The organism is Streptomyces sp. ISL-66, from assembly GCF_018614135.1.
GTDB lineage: Bacteria > Actinomycetota > Actinomycetes > Streptomycetales > Streptomycetaceae > Streptomyces.
Genome location: NZ_JAGGOW010000050.1, coordinates 25,597 through 49,336, shown reverse-complemented (window position 1 = coordinate 49,336; position 23,740 = coordinate 25,597). Strand labels below are relative to the sequence as shown.

Genomic DNA, 23,740 nt, shown 5'->3' with positions numbered 1-23,740 from the left:
ACCTCCTGTGGTCGTCGCCGCGGCGTCAGCGTGACTGGGCCGCGGTGATCTCGTCGTGGACCTTCGGGTTGTGCTCCTGCAGGTGCCGCATGATGGCGCTCAGTTGCGTGCCGACGTTCACGAAGGCCGTGCTCTTGCCCTGGAAGCTGACGTCCGACACACGCCGGGTGCCGCGGTGCAGGGCCACCACCGTCCAGTCGTCGGTGAGCACCGGCGAGCCGGAGGAGCCGCCCCGGGTGTCGGTGAAGTAGCGCACGTCCCGGTCGTCCGCCTCGAAGGCGAGATTGTTGCGCAGCGCGATCCGCTTCGGCTCGCCACCCGGGTGCTGAATGATGTTGAGCGCCACCGGCGTGTCCTTGGCCACCGTCAGGGGCTCGGTGGCGACGCGGAGGAAGTGCTGGGCCGGCGCTCCGGTGAGGCGCAGCACGGCGTAGTCGAGCTCCTCGTCCCAGGCCACGAGTTCGCTCGCCCGAGCCTCCTCGGTGTCCGCGTCGTCCTCGCTCAGGTAGTCGAACCGGGAGCGCGATCCCTGGGCCTGGAGCCGGAGGTCCACCGGGCCCGCCACCTGCTGCTGGCCGTCGGCGCGCGTGCGGGCGTTGACCACGTGGTGGTTGGTGACGAGCAGGTCGGGGGCGATGAGCCAGCCCGTGCCGTTGTGGGGCAGCGCCAGCGGCTGGAGCAGGGCGCCCCCCTGGTACGGCAGCACCTTGATACGGGCGACCGAGGTGCCGGCCAGCGCTCCGGCGCTCAGGAAGTCGAAGGGCACGGTGTCGTCGCGGAAGATGATCTCTTCCTTGGATTCCCCGGTGGGAACATCGGGCGCCACGTCGGGTTCACCGGCCGCGTCGCGCGCCACTCGGTCCAGTGCCTTCAGGATCACGTCGCGGGGGGCGGCGTCGGTGAGCTGGTCGGCGGCGTTACGGAGCCAGATGGCCAGCGGCACGGTGCCGTCGATGAGTCGCTCCACCCGGTTCATGTCGCCGAGGTCCGATTGGATCTGCGGGCCGGGCGCCGCGATGACCGGCAGTGTGGCTCGGTACTTCGGGAGGATGCCCGCGAACAGCAGGCTCCGCAGTGACGGCTCCGCCAGTCCTGCTTCCACCGCCGTGTCCCGCAGCTCTTTGAGGTCGTCCTGGGAGAGATACGTGTGGCTCATGGTCGATCAGGCCGCTCTGTGGCCGGTCCCTTCGCCTGGGCTCTCTGCTGTGGGGTCCGCTCCGCCCGGCTCCGGCGGGACCGGCCGCACGCCCGTGGGTGTGTCCGGGCGGGGGGCGACGGCACCGGCGCCCATCGCCGCCGCCACTGCCGAGACGAGCCGGCCGCTCGGGTCGTCGAGGGCCAAAAGACGCCCGGCGAGCCGATCGAGCGTCCCGAGCCGACGTGCCTCGCGCAGCATGTCCCGTACCTCCTCGTGGGTGGCGCCGCTCGCGGGCCCCCGGTCGGGCGGGCCGGCGCAGTCCTCCAGAAGGCTGCGGAGCGAGGCCCTCAGCTCGGGCCGGTCGGCCATCACGACGGCGATCGCCTTGCCGAGTGCGTCCAGGACCTCGTCCTCGGTCTCCGGCAGGCCCACGACGTCCAGGGCGTGTTCCAGGATCCGCGGGTGGTCGCGGGAGACCTCGGCGACCGCGGCACGGACCAGGGCGGGCTGCCGGACGAGCTCCGCGTCGGGCAGCCGCCGCAGTCGCTCGGCGAGTCTGCTCCTGAGCTCTTGACCGTGTTCCCCGGTGCGGGACGCCAGCTGTGCACGGGTCATGAGGGCGCCCAGCGCCTCGAAGTCCTTGGCCAGGCCCGTGGCGATCTCCTCGGCCTCGGCCAGGTCCTCGTCGGCCTCGCCGAGGTCGCCGTCCGCCTCGGCCAGCCGCGCCGAGACGAGCAGCAGCTCCAGCTGCAGTCCGGGGAAGCCGTCCTTACCCGCGCGTTCCATGGACGCGTCGGCGGCCGCCCGGGCTTCGGTACGACGGCCCAGCCGGTCCAGGGTGTCGACCCACAGCGGGTGCAGCGGGCTGCCCGAGGTCCACGGGCGGCGCCCCTCGAGCCGGGCCGCGGCCGCGGCGGTGTACTCCTGCGACAGCAGGTCCTTCACCTCGCGGGCGGTGATGCGCTCCCAGTCCTCCTGGTCCGCCATCGCCACCACCTCGTCCGGAATGTGGCCACCGAACCGCCCGGCGAGGTACGCGGCGGACCGTCCCGCCATGTCCTCGTCGGCCCCGACGAGGAACCGGTCGACACCGGGCAGCCAGCGCTGTTCCACCTCGCGCGGGCTCTCGTTCAACCGCAGCCGGTGGTAGATCTCCTCCGCCCGCGATTCCACTCCTTCCCGTGCCGCGTAGTAGGCGACGGCCCGCCGCCCGACCGCCCGCATCACGTCCGGGCGGGCGCGGTCGGCCAGCCGCAGCATGGTGGCGCGCAGATCGGCCCGGTGGCGTAGGATTCCCGGACCGTCGGATTCCACCAGGTCGAGCCGGGAGTACAGCTCGAAGAGGCGCTCCGCCTTCAGATCCGAGTCCACGGTCAGTCCGCACGGCTCGGCGAGGACGTCCCGGATCAGTCCGGGGGTGATGATCCGCAGCGCCATTGCGGCCTGGGCCAGGGCACGAACCTCCAAGTCCCCGATGTGCCACAGGATCCGCTCGTAGAGGGTCCCCTGGACGAGCATCTGGTCGACCTTGCCGAAGAAGCGGAAGCGCCGCCGGGGCAGGCTCTCGATCAGTTCGTTCAGCGATTCGACCCGGTGGCCCTCCTGCTCGGCTGCCCGCGCCGCCAGCTTCAGGCTCAGGGGATTCCCGCCCACGCGGTCGGCGAGCTTCTCGGCGAGCCGTTCGTCGGCCACCCCGCAGGAGACCAGGAGGGCCACGGAGGCCTCCGGGTCGAGGTCGTTCAGCTCGATGGTCAGGGGCTCGACCAGCCGGGCCGGATGCTGCTTCAGCAGCCGCCCGGCGACGACGGTCCGCAGCCGCGGGTGCACCTTCTGGAGCGCTGACCAGAGACCCCACATCCGGCCGAGCTCGGGGGAACCGCTGTACTGGGCCTCCTCGAAGGAGTCGATCACGAGCACCAGGGGCGGCTGCTTTGCCGCGGGTACCCCCACCGCCTGGACGACGAGTGTCGCAAGCTGCGCCGCCAGCATGCCCTCGCGCGCACCGGCCAAGGCGTGTATCCCCGACTCGGAGAGCCGTGCCATCGTCGCTCGGGTGGTGGCGAGACCGTAGAGCTCGTCGATCGTGCCCTCTTCGGCCCGTTGGAGGTCGACGGTCTCCTCGCACGCATGCGCCAGGGCGTCGAAATCGGCGTGGTGCTCCGGGAACTGGACGCCGAGCTGCCGGGCCATCTCTGCGATCAGCGTGGCCGGTTCGCGCGCCGAGAGGGTAGGCCGTGCGAAGTCGACGTACGCGAAGGGGAACGCGGTGGGGAAGTCACGCAGGCTGTCCCGCAGGAAGGCCGCGAGCAGAGCGCTCTTGCCGACGCCGGTCGGCCCATGGACCAGCACCGGCCGCTTCGTGCCGGCGCCGACCGCCCGGGTGAACTCGTCCTGCAACGACGTCGGCAGTCCGATGTAGGCGCTCAGCCGGGCGAGTTCGTCGGCGCGCCCCTCGAAGGAGCCGCGGCCGAGGCGTTCGAGGGGCTCCATCAGCCGCGCCCGGTCCAGCAGCTGCTGGACCGCCCCGCTCTCCGGGATGCCGGTGATGCCCGGGACCTGTGCGAGCCACAACACCGCCTGCAACGTGTGCGGCAGCTCGTCCAGCTTCTGGTCGGCGAGGTCCGGTGGCGCGCCGTCGAGGTAGGCCAGCGCCGTGCGTTCCGGGCCCGGACCGGGCGGGATCTGCTCCAAGTTGGCCAGCAGGGCGAGGCGGGCCCGTTCCGGACCGGCGAAGCCGCGCAGCGCCGTGTCGCGGACCTCCGACTTGAGTACCCAGGTGACCGTGTCGCGAGCGCCGACGGCCCGGCAGTCGCGCAGCAGCTCCACCCCGGCCTTCCCGGTCGACTCCTTCTCTCCGGGCAGCTTCAGCTCTGCGGGGGCGAACCGGCTCATCAGGGACGCCGCTTCCCGGTAGGCCTTGCGCAGGTCCGACACGTCCGCGGGATCGGGGGTGGTCGCCGCGCTCAGCTGCTCGCTCAGGCGCGCGCCGAAGTCCTCTCCGGCGGTGAGCGCTCCGTAGAGGCGGACCGACGTCGCTGCCGCGGTGGAGACCTTGCGCATGTAGCTGCCCGGGCCGGGGGACTCACACGCCTTCAGTATGGCGGGAACGGTCGTTTCCACCAGGTCGTTTATCCGCTGCGTGCCCGGGGGCGTCGATGCCTCCGTGAAGAACTGCTGGAAGAACTCCCGCAGATCGTCGGTGCCGAAGATCCGGGTGGTGTCCCTGACCTCGTTCTTGCGTATCTCATACGGAAGCTGGCGCATCGTCGGCGAGTAGCCCAGCAGTACCAGCCGGGGCGGTACGTCCGGGGGCGCCGGTATCTGCCTGTGTATGGCCAGGGCCAGTTTGCCGATGCAGTCCCAGACGTCCGAATTGACGTCGAGCTTGTCGCAGTCGTCCAGCACCAGCCAGTACCGCCCCTGCGCGGTGGTGGCCTGGTTGACGACACGGTGCACCGCCGCATCGATGTCAGGTAGCGGATCGTTCAATTGTGTCGGATTCAATTGTGTCGGATTCAATGGCGAGGGGGCCGTGTTGGCCGGTGCCGATTGGGCAGGGGTCGGGTCCGCGACGGACTCGGCGAGCCGCTGGACCACCTGCTCGGCGGTCGAGGTCCGGTCCAGTGTCACCCGCACCGGGCGGAAATTGCAGTGATCGCCTATGTGTCGTATCAGTTTGTAGCTGTAGGAGCGCCCGCTGTCCGGCTCACCGTCCACGACCAGAACCGTCTTGTCAGGATTCTCAAGGAATTCTCGGAGCCGCTTCCTGAAGTCCGTCCGGTCGATGAACACCTCGGACCCGTTGCTGAGTACGCGACTGAGGAAGAAGTCCTGCGGTGAGATGTGCAGCCGTTCTGCCTCCTCCAGCTCCTTCATGAGGCGAGTGGCCTCTGTTCCGGCCGGGAGGATGGACAGCGTCGGCTCGCTCGCGAGCGTGCTGAGCAGCAGAAGTTGGGTTTCGATGTCGCTGTTGCGAACCGCCTCGACCAGGGCGACCGAATTCTCGCTGCTTATATTGCCCAGTGGGATTCTGCTCACGAACTCGGGTGAGAATCCGGACCGGATCAGCTTGGGTCGGGGTTCGCCGGAAATGAAGTAGTGGTCCCGCACCATTTCGGTGACGAGTCCCCATTCGGTATCCTTGGGAGACATACCGCACCTGCACAGGCCACCTTAGCGGCGTGGAAGACGGACTGCCTGATACCTGTCATGGTTTCACCCTGCCCGGTCCGTCGCAACGCGGCCGAACACCGCGCGCAGCCCCTGCTGGACGGTCGCGCTGCCCAGGTACTCGGCGATGCCGTGATGGTTTTCGCTTGCGTTCCTGTCCAGATGGTCGGTGACGAGGCCGGGCGGGCCGTACTCGGGCCGCAGCCAGTGGTCGAGCGCCACCAAGTCCCGCAGGTCCGAGACGTTGGACCAGGCCGCCACACCCGCCGGGACCGCCGTCGGGAGCGCGAGCCGGTCCTGGACTTCGGTGATGCCGAGAGGGCATCCCGCGGTGACGAGCAGGGTGACGTCGCGTCGCTCCTCGCGGAGCACCTCGTAGGCGATGACCGAGCCGAGGCTGTGCCCCAGCACGACGAGCGGCCCGTCGCGCACGCCGGCCAGCTCGCCGCGGACGACCTCGCGCATCGCCTCGCCGACCCCGCCGAAGAAGTATGCGTACACATCTTCGAATGTGAGCTTCACCAGCAGCTCGAAGACGGGCGCGCGCATGAAGGGCGGGAGCGGCAGCGCTTCGGAGAGATCTGATGGGGCCGGTGCGGGCAGCGCGTCCTCGGCCCGTCCGAGGGTCTCCGCCGCATACGTCATCCTCGCCAGCCAGTGCGCCAGTTCCTCCTCCCCGGCCTGCGCCGACCGTTTCCCGAGCGCCGGACCCGCCCTCCGGCGCGCCTCGCGGAGCGTGTGCTCGATGAACTCATCCGGCGTCCGCGGCACCCGCCCGTCCGGGAGTTCCCGGACGGGCGGCGGGCCGCCGGCCAGCGGGTCGGGCTCGTCGTCGGGCAGGGGGGTGCCGTACCGGACCGGTGCCCAGTAGGCCATCCGGGACGCCACGCCCATGTCCGTGCCGAACAGCGCTCTATCCCACTGGGCCTTGAGCAGGTCCTTGCGGACCTTGTTGCCGTTGCCGTGTACGTAGACGACCGTGGCGCCGTCCATCTCAGGTATCCAGGACCATGTCCTCGTAGCTCTGCAGGGGTTTCCAGCGCTCCGCGGGTGCGCGGGTGACGGGCATGAGGTCGGCGGCCGGCAGCGGCCCGAAGTCGAGGCCGGTGAGCTCGACGATGTCGGTGACGGGCACTTGGAACGTGCGGAACGGGCCGAGCGGCGGCGGATCGCCGGGCTTGGCGCCCGCCATCGCCCGCTCGCGGTCCCGGCTGAGGTCCGGGCTCTGGTCGAGGATGTACCCGGTCGAGGCCAGTCCGCCGTTCTGGACGAAGGCGGCCACCTTCCAGAACCGCAGCGGGACCTGGATGCCCCGGTAGGGCGGGTCGGAGTCGTGCAGGACAGGACCGGTGAAGACGGACAGCTTGCGGTCGAATTCGGCCGCGTGGTCGAGCAGGTAGTTCTCCAGTCCCTGCCACAGCTCCTTGCCCTGGTTGAAGATGTCCTGCTGCGGGGCCGCGTTGGTGAAGTGGAAGGTGTCCACGTTCGCGCGGTTGGCCTCGGCCGCGGCACCCCAGACCGGGTCCAGGCGGCGGACCAGGTGCCCCCGGTCCAGGGAGTTGTCGCTGTAGATGTCGTTGCCGGCTTGCTGGGACTCGGGTACGCGGGGGTCGAACCCCCAGGCGTCGTCGCGGGGTACGTCCTCCACGATCCGCTCGCCGTCGATGCAGACGGCGGTGGAGGCGGCCAGCCTGCGGTCGGGACGCAGGACGACGGTGAAGTGGGTATAGGGGAGGACCACGGTCTCGATCCCGGCCGCGGCCGGCACGGGGAGCGGGACGACGGCACCGAGGAAGGACTCGTCGTAGCCGGTGCGATCGGCGAGGGAGTCCGGCCGCGCCTTGGAGCCCGCAGCCCGATCCGGCGGCATGCCAATTGCGTTCATAAGATAGCAATACCGCGCGCAAGGGATCATTTACGGTCCGATGCCATGGGCCACCCGAACAGCGGCTTCCCTCGGCAGACCCGATCGGGCGGCGTCCCCAACGCCCCGGTTCAGGCGGCGGCCGCCGCGGAACCCATGCTGTCGACCCCCCTCTGCCCGCCTCGCTCCGAGGAGTAGCCGTGCCCACTGGCCTGTCCATCCACGTCGGTCTGAACAAGGTCGATCCCACCGCGTACGACGGCTGGGACGGCAAGCTCCTGGCCTGCGAGAACGATGCTCGTGACATGGCGTCGGTGGCCCGAGCCGGCGGGTTCGGGGACACCGTGATCCTGACAGCCGACGGCACGGTGGAGAACATCACCGGGGAACTATGCAAGGCGGCCGGACGGCTCAAGAGCGGGGACATGCTGCTCTTCACCTATTCGGGCCACGGCGGCCAGATGGACAACGTCGCCGGATCGGACGACGAGCCCGACCGGCTGGACGAGACGCTGGTGTTCTTCGACCGCCAGTTCCTCGACGACGAGCTGGACCGGGAGTTCCGGCGGTTCGAGGAGGGGGTCAGGATCTTCGTCCTGCTGGACTGCTGCCACAGCGGCAGCGCCATCGAGTCCCTCCAGGGGCTGCTCACCCCGGAGGCGCTGCAGTCGCAGTTCCAGACCCGTGACCCCGGCCAGGTGGAGGCGGCGTCCCGGCTCATGCCGCTGCTCAAGCAACAGGAGATCTTCGCCCGGGACCGGCCGTTCTACGAAGGTCTCCAGCGCGAACTCAAGGAGGGCAACGGCGGCCGCCCGGTGCCCGGCGCCGTGCTCATCGCCGCCTGTCAGGACAACCAGGTGGCGTCCGACGGAGACGTCAACGGACTGTTCACCGCGAACCTTCTCAAGGTCTGGGAGAAGGGGGCCTTCCAGGGCGACTACCGCACCTTCCACCGCGACATCCAACAGCGCATGCCCGCCAACCAGAGCCCGAACTTCTACACGACGGGCAGCCCGTCGGATGGCTTCCTCAAGCAGAGGCCGTTCACCATCTGACACGCCGGTGGAGGGCGGCGGCCTGCGCCGCCGCCCTCCGCCGTGTCCCCCCTGCGGGCCGCCGTACGGGCGGTCCGCTCAGCCGCGGCCGTCGTCGTTCCCCTTCGCCGTGGCCAGGCGCCAGGGCGCGAACGCGCTGGCCGTGCGGGGCAGGAGGCCCGCCAACTCGGGGCAGTGCCGCGCCACCACGCTGGTCATGCCGTTGCGCTCGATCCAGTCGATGCCCAACGGGGTGTACACCTCGGGCCTGAAATCGACGGTGAGGAAGCGATCGCTCTGCAGGCGGCGGGTCGCCATCAGGATGAAGATGCGGAAGGCGGTGTCACTGAAGCCGAAGCCCTGCGGCGGGTTCTCGGCGAAGAGACCGACCATGGTGTCGATCTGGTCGACATCGCGGTAGACCTCCTTCAGGCGGGCGACCGTCTCCGCGTCGCGGGATACGTCCTCGAACCGCCGGACGCGCGGTTTGTGCAGACCGGCCCGGAAGTCGTTGTAGCGCGGTACACCGCGACGCCGGGTGCGTACCAGATCGACCACGGACAGGTCGATGATCTCGCCGTCGCGCTCGAACGCCCGCAGTGCGCGGGGATAGTTGTGCAGGGTGATCGCGCCGGGGTGCGCGATGCCGAGCGAGTACAGGGAATCGGCCAGGCCGGTCCTGCGGATGAGCGCTTCCGCGGCGGGGCCCTGGACGTCGTTGAAGCCGAGCGTGTCCAGCCTCCGGCCGAGCCGGTGGTCCACGATCTCGAAGTCGTCGGGGAGCAGCGGGTGCATGCGGTAGACGGTGACGAAGTCCTCGGTGAGCGAGTACGGAGCGCTGTGGTGGTACGGCAGCGTCTCGGGGATGCCGGTCAGTGAATGCGCCTCGAACAGCCACAGTCCCAGTTGTTCGAGCCACTTCTTCGGCGGACCCTGCCAGTTGGTCTTCAGGCCGATGTCGATCACATCGGTGGCGAGGATCGCGGGAGTCCACTCCACGGTGTGGATCTTCGCGATGAGGGCCGAGACGACCAGTCGCGCCGTGTGGTAGACGCGGTCCTCGCTCAGCCGCGGGTACTCCCGCCGCAGCGCTTCGCACACGGCGTTGTGCTCACGGGCGAAGAGGGTCTGCATGGCGCTGAGGCCGTACCACCAGCTCTCCGCGAACCCGGTGAGCGGCAGACCGTACGGGCCGGCCGGCAGGTGGCCGTCCTCCAGGCGCAGCGCGGCACCGCCACCCGGCTCGCGCAGCGACCTGCCGGTGACCTCGTTGCCGCCGTAGATCTCGGAGCCGTCCCACCAGTGGGACGCCGCGTTGGCGAACAGCGTCGGCGGACCCTTGCCGTCGGCCGGCTGCAGCCCCTCGTTCTCGGCGAAGCGCATGACCTCCTCGGGACGTCCGCCCGGAGTGTTCCTCCACGTGACACCGGGAGGGAGCGGCACCTCGACGGATTTCGTACCGGTGGGGTAGCGCTTGTGGTTGACCCAGTCGTGCACCTGGAACTGGATCCATGCGGCGGCCAGGACGTTCAGGGAGCGCGCCGGGATGAACGCGTCGCGGTGCAGCAGCTCCCTGCTGACCGTGACCGGGTTCGGTACGTCGAACAGGTCCGGCCGGTAGACCGGCGCGAGGTTGCGGCCGAACGCGGCGCCCACGGCGCCCATGGCCGGAGCCGACAGGTCGTTGTAGGTGCCGTCGTAGCTCCGTGCGAGCCGCATGCCCTCGTCGATGGGATCGGGCACGGGCCGGGCCCTGGGCGGAGCCTCGCGGACCTCGGTGTCGAGCAGGTTGTCCCGGCGCAGCCTCTGCCGGAAGGCCATGAGGTTCAGCAGGCCGAGGCTCGTGGGCAGCCGGTGCCAGGGGACGAACCGGTTGAGGCCGCGGAAGGCGGCGCGCAACGGCACGCCCAGCACGGCGTTGCGGCGGGGCTCGACGTTGGCGAACCGGTGGCCCAGGCGGTGTGCGCTGCTGGCCTCGTAGGCGACCTTGCGCGCGCGGTTGAGGTTTCCCAGCGGCCGGAACTCCTCCGTCGTGTTCCACGGGTTGAACGCGAGCTCGTCGATCCGGGCCGCCGCCGCGCGCGCCCCGGCGGAGCCGATGTCGTGGCGCGGGACGGTCAGCGTGGCCACCCGCACGAGCGGCGTGTCCGCCTCCCGCCACTCGGCCGCACCGTCCTCGATGGGCGTCCGGCGGCCGTCCAGGTAGCGCTGGACGTACAGCTCGAAGACGACGTCACCCTCCGCGAGCCGCCGGGCGAGTTCGTGCTGCAGGAAGTCCGGGTCGCTGCCGGAGGGGTCGGGGGCCGGTGCAGCGCCCTCGGCGGGCCCCAGCTGATAGCGCACCGGCCCCGCGTCACCCCACAGGATGGCGCCGCGGCTCCAGTACGTCTCCAGCGCCAGGCTGCGCACCGTGCGGCTCGTACCCGCACGCACGTTTCGCCGCATGCGCGCGGCCGTGGACCACCCGACCGCGAGCGGCAGGGTGACGAACAGCGCGAAGGCCTTGCGCGGGGTCGAGTCGGCGCCCGCCATGGCCTTGGCGAACTCGACGAACTCCCGCGCGTTGCGCGCGTGCGAGACCGGATGGCTCGTCATCAGAAGATCGTGCGTTTCCCCGGCCGCTACGGCGATGCGCAGGGCCGCTCCCCGCATGTCGGGGGCGTGGTCGGACTGGCGGGCGCCGTTCGCGTTGGAGAGCCGTACGGTGACGGGGTACTCGGCGCCCGGCTGGGCGAAGCCGGTCCGTAGGTCGGGGGGCAGGTCGCGGAGGAAAGCCAGACGGGCCCCCTCCACGCCGAGGACAGCCTTGGCGTGGAACGTACGTGCGAGGTCGGCCGCGCCGCTGCGCTTCTTGGACTTGAGCTGGACCCGCATGAGCTCACGGGCGAGCCGCTCGAAGACGAGCCGTTCCGTCTCCGGGTCGCCGCCCACGTAGTGCTCGTACTGCCTGGTCTCGTCCATGTGTGCCTCTTGGCCAAGGCGCACCACCGCCGTCCGGGCGCGGGGGCCGGCGGACGAGGAGGTGACGCTGCACGGCTGCCCGGGACGGAGTCCGCGGGCACTGGGTTCACCACGTCAACCCTGACTCAGGCGGTGGGCCGCGTCGCGCGGAGCAACGCAGACGGGTGGCACCTCGTCCGCGCCGAGGCAGATACCACCGCGCGGGTCCCCGCGGGCGCCGTCAGCGGTGACGGCTCTCCGGCGACCCGTTCGGCCCGCTCCGGGTGCAGGAGCGGGACGCGTCGAGTCCTGGCAGACTGGTTCCGCAAGACCACACGGCAGAGCCGTCCGACACCGCACCCGCAGGCAGCCACGCGGGGGAGCGGACGAGGGAATGGCGATGAGGGTCTACGAAGCCATAGTCAAGGGCCTGGAAGACATCGGGGTACGGGCCGCCTTCGGCGGGGCCGGGGAGAACGCCGCCGGCCTGATGCTGACGCTGAAGCATTCGCAGCGGATCCGGCCGGTCATCACCCGGCACGAGCAGGCCGCCTCCTTCATGGCGTGCGGTCACGCCATGTACACGAACCAGTTGGGCTTCTGCTTCGCGACGGCGGGGCCCGGTGCGTTCAACCTGTTCTCCGGTCTCGCCGTGGCGATGTCCGACTCCTACCCCGTCCTCGCGGTCTCGGGATACGCCTCGAGGGACTGGCAGGGATGGGGCTCCCTCAACGAAACCTCGGGCCTGAACCGGACGCCCGACTCCCGGGCCATGTTCGCCGCCACGACGAAGAAGTCCTTCCTGCTCACCGACGCCGCCGACACCTGCGACGTGCTCGAGGAAGCGGTCAACACCGCCTTCGAGGGAAGGCCCGGGCCGGTGCACATCCACGTTCCCGAGGACCTCACGCACCGCGGCGTCGAGGTGACGGGCTTCCGGCACATCCGGCTCGACGTGGCCCCGGTCGTACCCGATCCCGCCCGCGTGCAGGAGATCGCCTCGGTGCTGGCCGACGCCCTCACACGGCACAAGCGCATCGTGGCGCTCGTCGGGTTCGGCGCGATCCGCAGCGGAGCGGGAGCGGAGGTCCGGCGCTTCATCGAACGGTTCCGGATTCCGCTGCTCACCACCCTGGACGGCAAGGGCATCGTCTCCGAGGGGCACCCGCTCTCGGTGGGAGTCTTCGCGGACAGCGGGCACGCGAGCGCGTGGAAGGCTTTCCGCGAGGCCGACGTCGTCCTGTGCGTCGGCAACTCGCTGAACCAGCACGCCACGTTCAACTACCGCGAGGACCTCTTCGAGAACAAGGTGCTGATCCATGTCAACATCTCCGAGACCGAGTTCCGCAAGGCCTACCGGCCCGACCACACCCTGCTCTCCGACGCGCGCCTCGCCCTGGCCGCGCTCTACGAGGCACTGGACGGACGGGTCGGCGACGTCCCGCCGGTCGACGTCGACGGCCGCGACTACGAAGCCCGCCACATCACGCACCTGACCGGAAGGATCCACCCGGGGGAGCTGGCCCAGGCGATCGGCAGGATGCTGCCCCCACGGGGCATCCTGCTCGCCGATGCGGGGGCCCACCTCGCCTGGCTCGGCTACTACGTCGAGCTGGAGGAGGGGCAGAACTTCCGCAAGGCCGGCTCCTTCGGTCCCATGGCCGGCCACGTCAACGGCGCCATCGGCGTGAAGGCCGCACACCCGGACCGCACCGTAGTCGTCGGATGCGGCGACGGGTGCTACTCGTTGTCCGGATTCGAGCTCATGACCGCCGTCGAGAACGACATCCCCGTCATCTGGGTCATCTTCGACGACCAGGAATTCAAGCTGATCAAACTCTTCCAGCTCGTCACCTACGGGGAGACGGGACTCGTGGAGTTCCAGAACCCAGACTTCGCCGCGTACGCGCAGGCGTGCGGTGCCGACGGCTACCGCGTCGAGACCCTGGAGGAGTTCGAGAAGGCGTTCCGTGACGCGCTCGCCTCAGGCCGGCCCTCCGTCATCGACGCCCGGATCACGCGGTGGGCCGTCCCCCACTACAGCCCCTCGCCCGACGGCGTGATCGCAGGCCTCGTCGAGACCATCGAGGCACGCCTGCGCGACTGACGGCGTGAAGGGACAGCACCATGAGCGACCCGCTGAACACCCGCAGCCGCGCCGGGCTCGAGGCCCTTGCGAAGCGCCCGCTGCTCACCTCGATCTGGCGCCGGCGCACCCACCGGGTCAGCCGCGGCAGCTCGGTCGAGGCCGGGTCGATGAGCTGGACCTCCACCGCAACGCGGACCCCGCTCACCGAGCTCGAGGAAGCCGTCCTCATCGCCGTCACGGGCTGCACCGGTCTGACCATGCCGGACCGCCCCTTCGCCGACCCCCGCGACGGCAAACCCATCATGGCCAAGCCGAACCTCAACATGGCCGGCCGGACCGCGGGCAGCCCCGACAACGCCCAGGGCACGCACTTCTTCCTGATCAACGACACCGGCACCTACTTCCTGCGCAAACTGCCCCCTCCGCCCGAGGGCAGCGCGGCGGCCTTCGACGCGGAGACCCTGTGCGCGCGCGCCGCCGAGGCGAAGGTGCAACTGCTCGACCACCGCATCGACGTACCGGAAGGCATGCGGGACTTCCCCGCCTACCTCGACTCGAACCGGTTCCTGTCGAACCTCCCGGGCACCACCGTCCTCTTCCCTGTAGTTGACCTGTCACGGCAGTACATCAACGGGCTGATGTACCTGCTGACCCAGCCCGAGGGGGCACGGCCGGCCATCGTCGACGACCGGAACCTCTACCGTTCGGCGGGCGTGCGCAAGTGGGTCGCGTCGGGTTTCCTGAACGAGGAGATCAAGCTGCCCCTGGGCTTCATCTGGGCCATGCGGACGCAGATCGAGGCCGACCTGCTGCTCCAGAACCTGATGCTCACCGTCGACGCCATGGGTCTCGGTGCCTGGATCCACGCCTCGATCGCCCCGTCGATCATGCTGGGCGACCCCAAGTTCCGGCCCGCCTACGGTCCCATGCTCGATTTCGACTGGACCACCCCACGGTGGCGTCCGGCGGACCTCCTGCGCTGGCAGGTGCCGCTCCCGCGTTACGCGGACCTGAGGGCGACCGCGGTCGGGCTGCGGCACGACGGTGAACACCTCATCAAGGCGATGTGCCCGCCCAACTACGCCACCATGAGCGAGGCGGTCGACGCCGTCGTGGCGGGCAAGTTCGGGCCGATGGGCATCTACTCCGACGAGGGGCTGTTCGCACGGATCTACCGCGGGGACTTCGGCCGCCAGTACCTGCACGAGGCCAGCGACTACTCCGCCGACGTCATCGCGTGCACACGGGACATCTGCACCTACATCTACGAGACGCACGGGCGGTTTCCCGCCCACTGCGACACGATCCACGTACCGGGCGTGTGGCTTCAGGCCCATCACCTCGAGGACCCCTACTACGAGCGGTACTTCCGCGACGGCCTGACCGAGGCCCACCGAACGCACGACGCCTACTGGCACGGTGAGGCGTGACACCCGGTGCGTGGTCCCCGGCCTCAGTCGATCCGCTGGCAGATGGCCACGGGCAGTTTCGGCGACCAGGTCTCGGTGTTGTAGTCGTAGGCCCGGGCGTAGCCGTTGTTCCCGGGGGCGCAGGGAGCGGAGATGTTCGTCTCCAGATAGGCGGCCCCGTCCGGGACGCCGGGATTGGTCTTCGCGAACACGTTGCCCTCGTATCTGATCTTGCCCGTGTTGTACTTGACGACCACGTAGACCTTGCCGCCGAGGGTGAAGTTGCCACCGCCGATCTTGAGATGACCTCGGTAGGTGTACTGGAACAGGTAAAGGCCCTCAGGGGCCTTGTCCAGACCGGCCGGGGCCGACTGGACCTGGGCGGGCAGCCCGGCGGGCGCCGCGTCCGCCGTCGCCACCGGCGCGACCCCGACGCCGACCACGGCCAGAGCGGTTGCGGTCACCGCGCAGCGGCGTGCCCAGCGCGATGCCGCAGGTGGGTACGTGTGCATGATTGCTCCTTGGGGTGATTCGGAAGCATTCGTTGGCATCAGGCCTGCCCGGCAGGGCGGCAGCACCGCTATCCGCACCTGCCGAAGGTGACCACGTAGGTCCCGGCCTGGCTCTGGTTGGCCCCGGCCCGGTCCGCCGCTCCGCCCCTGGACGCGGCTCCTATGTCGGTCACGGAGGCGTTGCGGATGATCTCGGCGTGGCCCTGAGTGCTGATGTTCAGCCACCAGTTGACGGCCGCCTTGGGGGTGCTGGCTCCGCCCCACCCGTTGTAGACGATCTCGTAGCCGTTCCACGAACCGCCGTTCGCGCAGTAGCCGGCGCCCCTGATGCGGCGCCCGATCTGATCGTTGGCGCTTCCGGAAACCTGCGGGTTCTGGTGCGGATTCCTCCCGTTGCCCCACCACTTCTGGGCCAGGGAGGCGTCCAGGTGCGAACGGGCCGCCGCCGTCAGCTCGGAGTTGAACGGGAGCTGCGAAAGCCCGAGGCGCGCGCGGGCCGGGGCGGCCGCGATCGGGGCGCCGGCCGCAGGAACGAGCGGAACCGACAGGGCGACCGCGGCTGCGAAGGAGACGACGGCTGTGCGCGTGGCATGCGGATTCTCATGGGAACTCCCTCCTCTCCCGCGTACCGGCACAGGAACAGGTCCGGAGCTGAGCGGGGACGGCAGGGGGCGCCATTTCCCATGGTGCGCCCCACCCGGCGCGTGTGCCACTCGGCCGCCGCTAGGCCGTGTCCTGCGGATCGGACGCGCCTCCCGACCCCGGGCGCTTGATGCGGAACCGTGCCGCGTGGGCGTGGCGTACTTCCGCGGCCTTGGTGCCGAGGTGGTGTCCGAGCGCCCGGTAGGCGTCGAACTGCGCGTGGTCGAACCACTGGTCGAAGGTGGCCTGGCGGGGGAAGGCCTTCTCCCGAAGTGCGTAACTGAGCAGTTCGTACGGCATGTCAGGGGTCAGACCGGCCTTCACGAAGATGATGGTCCCCTTGGTGCCGGCCGGTGTGCCGGGCGAGAACTGGACCGGCTCCGGGTACTCGATCGTGCCGCGCACCACGCAGGTCGCGGACAACCGTCCGTTCAGGGAGGCCATCGGCGTCTTGGGCGCGAGCGGTTTCGCGCTGCCGGGTACCAGGTCCAGCAGGTTCTGCCCCTCGTCGTCGAAGGTGATGGTCACGCCGAGGTCCTCGTAGGCGAGGGTGATCGCCTGCGCGAGGGTGGTCGCCAGGGGCGGCGAGTCCCCCGAGGCGTCGATGACGTAGACGGTCCGGCAGCGCAGCCGCAGCATCTCGACCAGACCGAGGTTGTCGAAGTGCCCGCCGTCGGTGCACAGCAGCAGGGGAGTGGTGTCCGAGTACCGGCCCACCAGCTCCTGGAGCTGGTAGCGCAGCCGCCGTACCCGGGGCAGCCGCGGCATGATCCGATCCGGCCCGTACGTCGCCAGTTCCGCGAGGTAGAGGGGGTTGGGCACCCAGGTGCCGAGTCGTACGTTGGACAGCGCGAGCAATCTCTCCATGAACATCGTCTGCGAGCCCATCGCGGAGGCGAAGGCCGCTCCGGACACGGCGACGGCGGACTGGACCGTCAGGTCGCGGCCGATCAGCGCCGGGGCCGTCTTCTGCAGCGTGCCGGTACGGACCCAGCCCGTGTCGGGTCCGCCGCAGTAGTCGGAGGCGAAGGTGAAGGGAACGGCGGGCCGGCCGGGCGCGGTGCGGTTGCGCAGTGAGACGGCCGCGGAGGCGGCGAAGATGACCTGGGGGAAGCCCTCCACCCGCTGCGCGTAGGGGTTGAGCGGGGTCGGCTCGTTGTTGTAGTCGTACGGCAGGGCGCCGACCGAGCCGTCCTTCAGCACCGCGCGGCGCACGGCGAAGGCGCCGGCCAACCGCTGCCGGTAGAACGGGTGCAGACTGAAGGTCGTCTGGTCGATCACGAGCGTCAGCACGATCAGGGCGATCGGCACCCCCCACTTCCACCCCACGTGCCAGCTGCCCGCGTAGACGGCGGCCCAGGACATGAGGGCGAGTCCGAAGAACGCGACCAGCAGGAGGACCAGCCAGCAGACCAGGGCCTTCACCCAGCTGCTGCCGACCTGTGTGACGAGGGAGGTGCCGCCCCTGGCGAACGGACTCGCCTGTTCACCGTCCGGCCTCAGCTTCTTGACGGTTTTGTGGACGGCGGTGAACCACGTGCCCACGGCGGTCGCCGCCGCGGTGATCGCGCCGAGCAGGGCCACTCCCGCCCCGCTGTCGTCCCAGTACCCGCCCTTGCCGGCCTTGTGAGCCAGAGCGGCGAAGAACCAGATCACCGAAGGCAGGACGATCGAGAGCACGGCCACCGCCAGTGCGAGGCCGGTGATCGTGTTCACCGTACTGCGCAGCCATGCGGGGCGGGACTTGTCGCTGCCGGCCCGTGCGAAGGCGTACCCCACGGACACCAGGCCGGCCAGGCCGAACAGGAGGAGGACGGGCTGCCAGGCGTTCGGGTACAGCTCCAGGGACGGGCCGGCCACCTTCCCCTGCGGCGCGAGGGGGTGCAGCTTCGTCAGCGGAACGTGCGCGTAGAAGTGGTGCAGGAACTGGCCCGCCACGGCGAAGACCAGCGCCAGCATGCCGAAGGAGACGGTCATCCCCCGCAGCACCGCCCCGGCGGCGTGCAGCTTCTCCTTCGGGGCGTCCGCCAGGTACTTCGCGTGCCGGCGGACGTGGTCCTCCTCCGGACTGCCCGGCGCGAACACGTCCGCGGGTACCGCGAGACCGGGCCCCACCGAAGGGCCCCCGTCCGGGGCCCGGAGCCGGGCTTCCGTCAGCGCCAGTTGGAAGGCCCCGGCGGTGTACCCGCCGCCGGACACCGAGACCAGGTACGTCGCCTTGAGCAGGTCCTCGCGCAGTGCCTGCAGCGCGCCGAGGGTGACGGAGGCCGACCTGATGCCGCCTCCGGAGACGCAGAAGCCGAGCTCCGCCGGCTGTCGGCCCGGCGGCTGGAACGCGCGGGTACGCCAGCGGGCCACCGCGCTGCCCTTCGGGTCCGGGGCCTGGGCCCCGTGTGGTTGTGCCCCTTTGTGCGCGGGGTCGTGCGCCGGGGCGGGGGCGGTCCACTCGGGCCGGGGTTCCCAGTCGTGGGGCGCGGCGGGCGGCAGGATCACGTCCGGATCGCTCCACTGGCTCTCCGTGCCTCCCACGAGCCGGTGGGCGTGGGCCACCACGGGGCGGGGACGGTCCTCCAGCGCGCTGTGCACGCAGGAGGGGTCCAGTACCCGGCGGCAGTAGAGGGTGACGACGATCAGGAGGGCCGCGGCCGCCAGTGGGACGACGAGCGCCCATTTCACCTGGGCGAAATGGGCCGCCCGCGTCAGATCCGGCACCGGGTCGGTGGCGAGCCGGTCCAGAGCCCTCCAGAGGAAGACGTTCTCCACGCAGTCCGCCACCACCGGCAGGATGGTGAGGATGAGGGCGCGCCGGGCCCACAGCCGTGTGAAGTCCCGGTAGAGGAAGAGGTGCCCGAGCCCGAAGGCCCCGGCCAGGGCTGCCGCGTACCCGGGAACGAACATGCGCCAGTCGAGCACGAGGCCGTCCTGGAACAGCCTGGCCCCTGTCGCTGTCCCTGTCCCGCCGCCTTCGGCGCCGTTCACGAGGGCGCGGGCCTCTTCGGCCGTCGTCGCGAACTGCAGGAGCAGCTCCCTGTCGCCCGAGGGCCTGTCAAGGAACGGCGGATCCACCGCGTACCAGATGATCATGCAGAGACCGGCGATGAGCCCGAACAGGCACAGCCCCACCGCCCAGCCCGGAATCTCTCGCAGCTTCACCTGCGTTGGAGCATTCGGCATGTGCGCAGAGTAGTCATCCGGGTCCGCTCAGGACGGCATTCGTCCCGGTGCGCGCCGTACGCGCAGCCGCACGGGACCCGCTCGGCCGCGACCTCGCCGCGCAGGAGAGCCCGCTGCCCGCTGTCAGCGGTCCACGGGTCCGGCCGCGCACACCGGTGCCGCCGAGTTGTCCGGCAGGTACGTGGAGCGTTCCGCCGGGGTGAGGTCGCGGTCGACGGCGGTGCAGATCTGCTTGATCGCGTCCGCGGGTCGGGGCAGGACGACGGGCAACAGCCGGACGGTCTTGTCCAGGCCGGCGGTGGCGATGGTGTCTCCGCCGGGGGAGAAGGCCACCGAAGTGACGCCCGCGGTGTGTACGGGCAGGAAGGCCCGGGCCGCCCCGGTGGCCGCGTCCCACAGTTCCACGATCCAGTCGCTGCCCCCGGTGGCGAGGGTGCGGCCGTCGGGGCTGAACGCGACCGAGTTCACCGAGTCGTTGTGTGCGATCAGCGTGGCCCGGGCGGCTCCGGTACGCGCGTCCCACAGCCGGGCGGTGCGGTCGGCGCTCGCGGTGGCGAGGGTGTTGCCGTCAGGGCTGAATGCCACGGACATCACCTGGTCGGCGTGGCCGGACAGGGTCCTGCGGACTTCACGGGTCTCCACGTCCCACAGGCGTGTCAGCCCGTCGGCGCAGGCGGCGGCGAGGGTGCGCCCGTCCGGGCTGAAGGCTACGGAGTACACCTGGTCCGACCGCCCGCTCATGACGGCGCGGGGCGTACGGGTGCGGACGTCCCAGAGGCGTACCGTCCCGTCGGACCCGGCCGAGGCGAGGGTGCGGCCGTCGGGGCTGAACACCACCGAATGCACCATGCCCGTGTGCCCGGCCAGCGCGCCGCGTCCGGTGCCGGAGGCGACGTCCCACAGCCGTACGCTCTGGTCGGTGCTGCCGGTGGCGAGCGTGTGGCCGTCGGGGCTGAACGCGACCGCCTGCACATCGGCGGTGTGCCCGGCCAGGGCCTTGCCGGGCCTGCCCGTGGCCGTGTCCCACAGCCGCGCGCCGTGGTCGTAGCTGCCGGTGGCCAGGGTGTGCCGGTCGGGACTGAACGCCACCGAGGACAGCCCGCCGGTGTGCCCCGCCAGGACCGTGCGCCTCGTGTCCGCGGACGTGTCCCAGAGCCTGACCGTGTTGTCCCGGCTACCGGTGGCGAGGGTGCTGCCGTCGGGACTGAACGCCACCGCGTAGACCATGTTGGCGTGACCGACCAGGGACCTGAGCGTCGCTCCGGTGTCGGGGTCCCACAGTCGCGCGCTGTGGTCGCCGCTGCCGGTGGCGACGGTGCGGCCGTCAGGGCTGAACGCCACCGAAAGCACCTCGCCGGCGTGCCCGACGAGCGTGGTGCGTGCGGCGCCGCCGTCCACGTCCCACAGCATCGCCGTCCCGTCGGTGCTGCCGCTGGCGAGGGTACGGCCGTCGCGGCTGAACACCACCGAGTACACCTGGCCGCTGTGGTCGGCCAGGGCCTTGCGGAACGCTCCGGTGTCCCCGTCCCACAGCCGCACGGAGGTGTCCCAGCTGCCGGTGGCGAGGGTGCGGCCGTCGGGGCTGAACGCCACCGAGTACACCTGGTCCTCGTGGCCGCCCAGCGTCCTTCGCGTCTCTCCGGTGGCCAGGTCCCACAGCCGCGCGGTGTGGTCGGCGCTCGCGGTGGCGAGGGTCTTGCCGTCGGGGCTGAACGCCACCGCATTCACCGTGGACGTGTGCCCGGTGAAGATCGCGCGGCTCTTCCCGGTGGCCGGGTCCCAGAGCCGCGCGCTGCGGTCGGCACCTGCCGTGGCGAGGGTGCGCCCGTCCGGACTGAACGCGACCGAGAACACGGTGTCGGTGTGGCTGGCGAGTTTGGTGCGGGTCTTTCCGGTCGCCACGTCCCACAACCGCACAGTGCCGTCGGAACTGCCGCTCGCGGCGCTGCTGCCGTCGGGGCTGAACGCCACCGAGGTCACCGCGCGTTGGTGCCCGGCCAGCCGCCGGTACACCGGCAGGGCGGCGGCGGACTGGAGGCTTTCGAAGGCCTCCGGCGTGGGGCTGGTGCGGTAGGCGCGGACGGCCAGCAGCGAGGCGAGCTCGGGGTTCGCGGTCATGACCAGATTGGACTGGACGGCGAGCTTCTGGGAGAGGGCCACTTGCCGTGCGGTGATGGCCGTCCTGCGCTGCCACAGGGCCCCGCCCGCGGCGGCGAGTGCCAGGACGAGCAGGCAGGCCAGGACGGTGTTGAGGCGTCTGCTGCGCCGGATCGCCGCGTGCTGGCGGTTCTTGCTGGCGGTGAGGAAAGCGGTGATGTCACCCGGCAGCCGGCGCTTGTTCGACCAGTCGAGGCCCTCTGCGAGGGCCGTTCCCGCGAGCAGGTCTCCCGGGTCGGTGCTCTGCGCCCAGCGGGCACGCCCTTCGCGGGTGTGGTCGAGCCATTCCTGGAAACGGTGGGCTTGGTCGACCCACTCGCGCAGCGTGCCCCAGTCGCGGATGAGCGCGTCGTGGACCAGCTCGGCCACCGGCTCCCCGGGGCGCGCGTCGGGCCGGTGACGGTCGTGCAGCGTCTGGGTGGCGATGATGCGATGGCGGGTGAGGGCGGCCAGCACATCGTCGACCACCGCGTCACCCCGGGGTGCCCCATGGGGGTCGGCAGACAGCTCGCGCAGCTCGGCGAGGGGAATCTGGGCCCGGATGGCGGGCACGTTGTGGCGGGGGTCGGCGGGGCGTACCAGGGAGGTCAGCATGCGCTGGACGGTGGGCAGCTGATCGGGGGGCAGCTGGTGCAGAGCGGTGTCGCACCATGTCGTCAGGCTTCCGGTGACCCCTCCGATGCGCCGGTAGGCCTCGTGGGTGAGGTACCCGTCGCTGCGCCGTTCCCACAGCTGGCTGAGCGTCAGCTCGAGCAGCGGGAGCATCGTCACGGGTGCCTGGCGGGCCGCGGTTCCCTCGGGCGTGGTGGCCAGCACGTCGCTGACGATCTGCTCGGGCAGCCCCGGCTGGAAGCGGACCCCGACATCCCGGGCGGGGAGGGTGACGATGTCGGTGAGGTCCTGCTGGGTCAGCGACCCCGGCACGTTCAGGAGGCCCGGCATCGCGGCGTCCAGGAGCCGTGGCTCCAGGGCGGCCAGCTGCGGGTAGAAGTCGTCGCGCATGATCAGGATCACAGCGAGGTCGGGGTGTTCCCCGACCGCCTCCGTGATCTGGTCCACGACCGCCGACCGGCGGTCGTGCGGGAAGTTGCCGACCGGCTGGGCGAGGAGTTCCTCGAACTGGTCGACGACCAGCACGATGCGGTGGTGGCGGGGTTCGGCCGCCAGTCTGCGGGTCACGGCCGCGCCGAGCCCGTCGGAGGCGGCCCCGGGCAGGCCCGCGCGTTCGAGCTCGGTCGGCAGGTCCCGCATCGGCCGGGCCAGGACGGGGAGCCAGCGGTCGCTGCCCGGCAGCTCGCCCAGGCTCAGCGCGCGCAGGACACCGGCCCGGACCAGCGAGGATTTGCCCGAACCGGACGGCCCGAGCAGGAGCGTCAGCCGCTGCTGTCGGGCCAAGTTCGCCAGTACCTGCCGCACCGCCTCCTGCCGTCCCTGGAACCACTGCGCGTGCTCCTCGGTGAACGGCTCCAGCCCCCGGTACGGACAGACCTCCCGCTCGGCCAGTTGCGGCCACACCTCGCGCAGCACCTGCGTGGGTGTGGCGTAGGCGATGCCCTGCCCCCTGTGGTGCGCGTCGGGTGCGGTGATCTCGGTCAGCATGCCGATGACCAGGCCGGTCTCCTCGTCGAGGACCGGCCCGCCGCTGAAGCCGGTGGTGAGGTCGTTGGCCGCCGTGAGCTGCAGATGGGCGCCCCTGCTCCGGGTGGCCGCCAGGAGGTCGCCCGCGACCCCGTAGCCGAAGTGGCCCTCCGGCGAAGCCTGGGACGGGAAGCCGAACGAGCCCACCTGGTGACCCCGGCAGCCCTCGGCGGAGCCCAACGGGAGCGGCGCCACGCCCACCGGGGCAGCGGTCAGCCGGATGACGGCCACGTCGTCCCCGTCCGGGGCACGCCACGCCTCCTCGAGGACGCGCCCCACCACGTCGGGCTCGCCCTTCGCGTGGGGAAAGCCCAGCCGCACCTCGTCACCGGGCCCCGCTCCCGCGGCCTGGACCACGTGCGCACACGTGACGAGGAGGTCCGCGGCCACCAGGAACCCCGCCCCCGCCGCCCTTCCGCCCGGTACCAGGACCTGGGCCACGGCGGGCGGCAGTCCCGGCGTACGGGTGCGCTCCGGTCCCGGCGGCGGGGTGTCCGAGCCGTCCGCGCCAGTCATCGCGGTCGTTCGGGCGCAGTGTCGGAACGGCTGGGAGCGCTGTCCTTCCACGCCATGGTCACCGTGAGATGGCAGCCCGCACCGGTCTTGGTGATCACGGCCCCGGCGGCGACCGAGAGGTCGATGCCGAACTGGACCGTGATGTCGTCGGGCCGGGCCTTGCGCAACTGGTCCAGGGCAACGCGCGCCGCCTCCGTGACCGGACCGAGCGCCTCTTGCAGCGTCTGCGGAAGGTCGTGGATGGCATCGCTGATACGGCCGGCCTTCACCGGGCCCTCGGTCGTGTCCAGAGCCTCGATCAGGACGTAGCCGCCGCCTTCCAGCGGCCGAGCGAGAGGTGTCACGACTCCTCCTCCGTCCGTCCTGCACGGCGACGACCCGTCCGGGCCCGCACAACAGGATCCCGGCCAGCGTCACAGGGGCGGGCTCCCGTCGCACGGCACGGGGGGCCGTCCGC

The 23,740-nt window shown here is 70.9% G+C and carries 13 protein-coding genes; 3 read left to right on the top strand and 10 right to left on the bottom strand.

Going from position 1 to position 23,740, the window contains the following annotated elements; all coding sequences use genetic code 11:
• Nucleotides 1-25: 25 nt before the first annotated feature.
• From J7E97_RS11020 to J7E97_RS11005, 4 genes are all read right to left on the bottom strand, one after another.
• Nucleotides 26-1,156: a trypsin-like peptidase domain-containing protein gene (locus J7E97_RS11020; protein ID WP_215025124.1), complete on the bottom strand. Its 1,131-nt coding sequence runs from the start codon at nt 1,154-1,156 to the stop codon at nt 26-28.
• Nucleotides 1,157-1,162: 6 nt separating this feature from the next.
• Entirely contained in the window at nt 1,163-5,290 is a 4,128-nt protein-coding gene (locus J7E97_RS11015) for an ATP-binding protein (RefSeq protein ID WP_215025122.1), read from the bottom strand.
• A 63-nt stretch (nt 5,291-5,353) separates the two neighbouring features.
• Nucleotides 5,354-6,301: a hypothetical protein gene (locus J7E97_RS11010; RefSeq protein WP_215025119.1), complete on the bottom strand. Its 948-nt coding sequence runs from the start codon at nt 6,299-6,301 to the stop codon at nt 5,354-5,356.
• A gap of 1 nt (nt 6,302) precedes the next feature.
• Nucleotides 6,303-7,193: a DNA/RNA non-specific endonuclease gene (locus J7E97_RS11005; RefSeq protein WP_251054235.1), complete on the bottom strand. Its 891-nt coding sequence runs from the start codon at nt 7,191-7,193 to the stop codon at nt 6,303-6,305.
• Nucleotides 7,194-7,372: 179 nt separating this feature from the next.
• On the opposite strand from J7E97_RS11005, the gene J7E97_RS11000 reads away from it, so the two are divergent.
• Complete coding sequence (locus tag J7E97_RS11000; protein ID WP_215025116.1) at nt 7,373-8,227, top strand: caspase family protein; 855 nt, start codon at nt 7,373-7,375, stop codon at nt 8,225-8,227.
• A gap of 78 nt (nt 8,228-8,305) precedes the next feature.
• On the opposite strand, the gene J7E97_RS10995 is transcribed toward J7E97_RS11000, so the two are convergent.
• Complete coding sequence (locus J7E97_RS10995; protein ID WP_215025113.1) at nt 8,306-11,167, bottom strand: peroxidase family protein; 2,862 nt, start codon at nt 11,165-11,167, stop codon at nt 8,306-8,308.
• A gap of 379 nt (nt 11,168-11,546) precedes the next feature.
• Between J7E97_RS10995 and J7E97_RS10990 the strand changes: the two genes are divergently transcribed.
• Nucleotides 11,547-13,253: a thiamine pyrophosphate-binding protein gene (locus J7E97_RS10990; protein ID WP_215025110.1), complete on the top strand. Its 1,707-nt coding sequence runs from the start codon at nt 11,547-11,549 to the stop codon at nt 13,251-13,253.
• Nucleotides 13,254-13,273: 20 nt separating this feature from the next.
• Complete coding sequence (locus J7E97_RS10985) at nt 13,274-14,665, top strand: hypothetical protein (protein WP_215025107.1); 1,392 nt, start codon at nt 13,274-13,276, stop codon at nt 14,663-14,665.
• Between the two features lie 23 nt (nt 14,666-14,688).
• On the opposite strand, the gene J7E97_RS10980 is transcribed toward J7E97_RS10985, so the two are convergent.
• The 5 genes from J7E97_RS10980 to J7E97_RS10960 form a co-directional block, all read right to left on the bottom strand.
• Entirely contained in the window at nt 14,689-15,156 is a 468-nt protein-coding gene (locus J7E97_RS10980; RefSeq protein ID WP_215025105.1) for a hypothetical protein, read from the bottom strand.
• Nucleotides 15,157-15,224: 68 nt separating this feature from the next.
• The gene (locus J7E97_RS10975; protein ID WP_215025103.1) at nt 15,225-15,791 is read right to left on the bottom strand and encodes a CAP domain-containing protein; all 567 of its coding nucleotides are present in this window, start codon (nt 15,789-15,791) and stop codon (nt 15,225-15,227) included.
• 88 nt (nt 15,792-15,879) lie between these two features.
• A complete protein-coding gene (locus J7E97_RS10970) occupies nt 15,880-18,972 on the bottom strand; it encodes a patatin-like phospholipase family protein (RefSeq protein ID WP_215025100.1) in 3,093 nt (1,030 codons plus the stop codon).
• Nucleotides 18,973-19,095: 123 nt separating this feature from the next.
• Complete coding sequence (locus tag J7E97_RS10965; protein WP_215025097.1) at nt 19,096-23,283, bottom strand: trypsin-like peptidase domain-containing protein; 4,188 nt, start codon at nt 23,281-23,283, stop codon at nt 19,096-19,098.
• Entirely contained in the window at nt 23,280-23,627 is a 348-nt protein-coding gene (locus J7E97_RS10960; protein ID WP_215025094.1) for a CU044_2847 family protein, read from the bottom strand. The genes J7E97_RS10965 and J7E97_RS10960 overlap by 4 nt, the downstream gene beginning before the upstream one ends.
• Between the last annotated feature and the right edge of the window lie 113 nt (nt 23,628-23,740).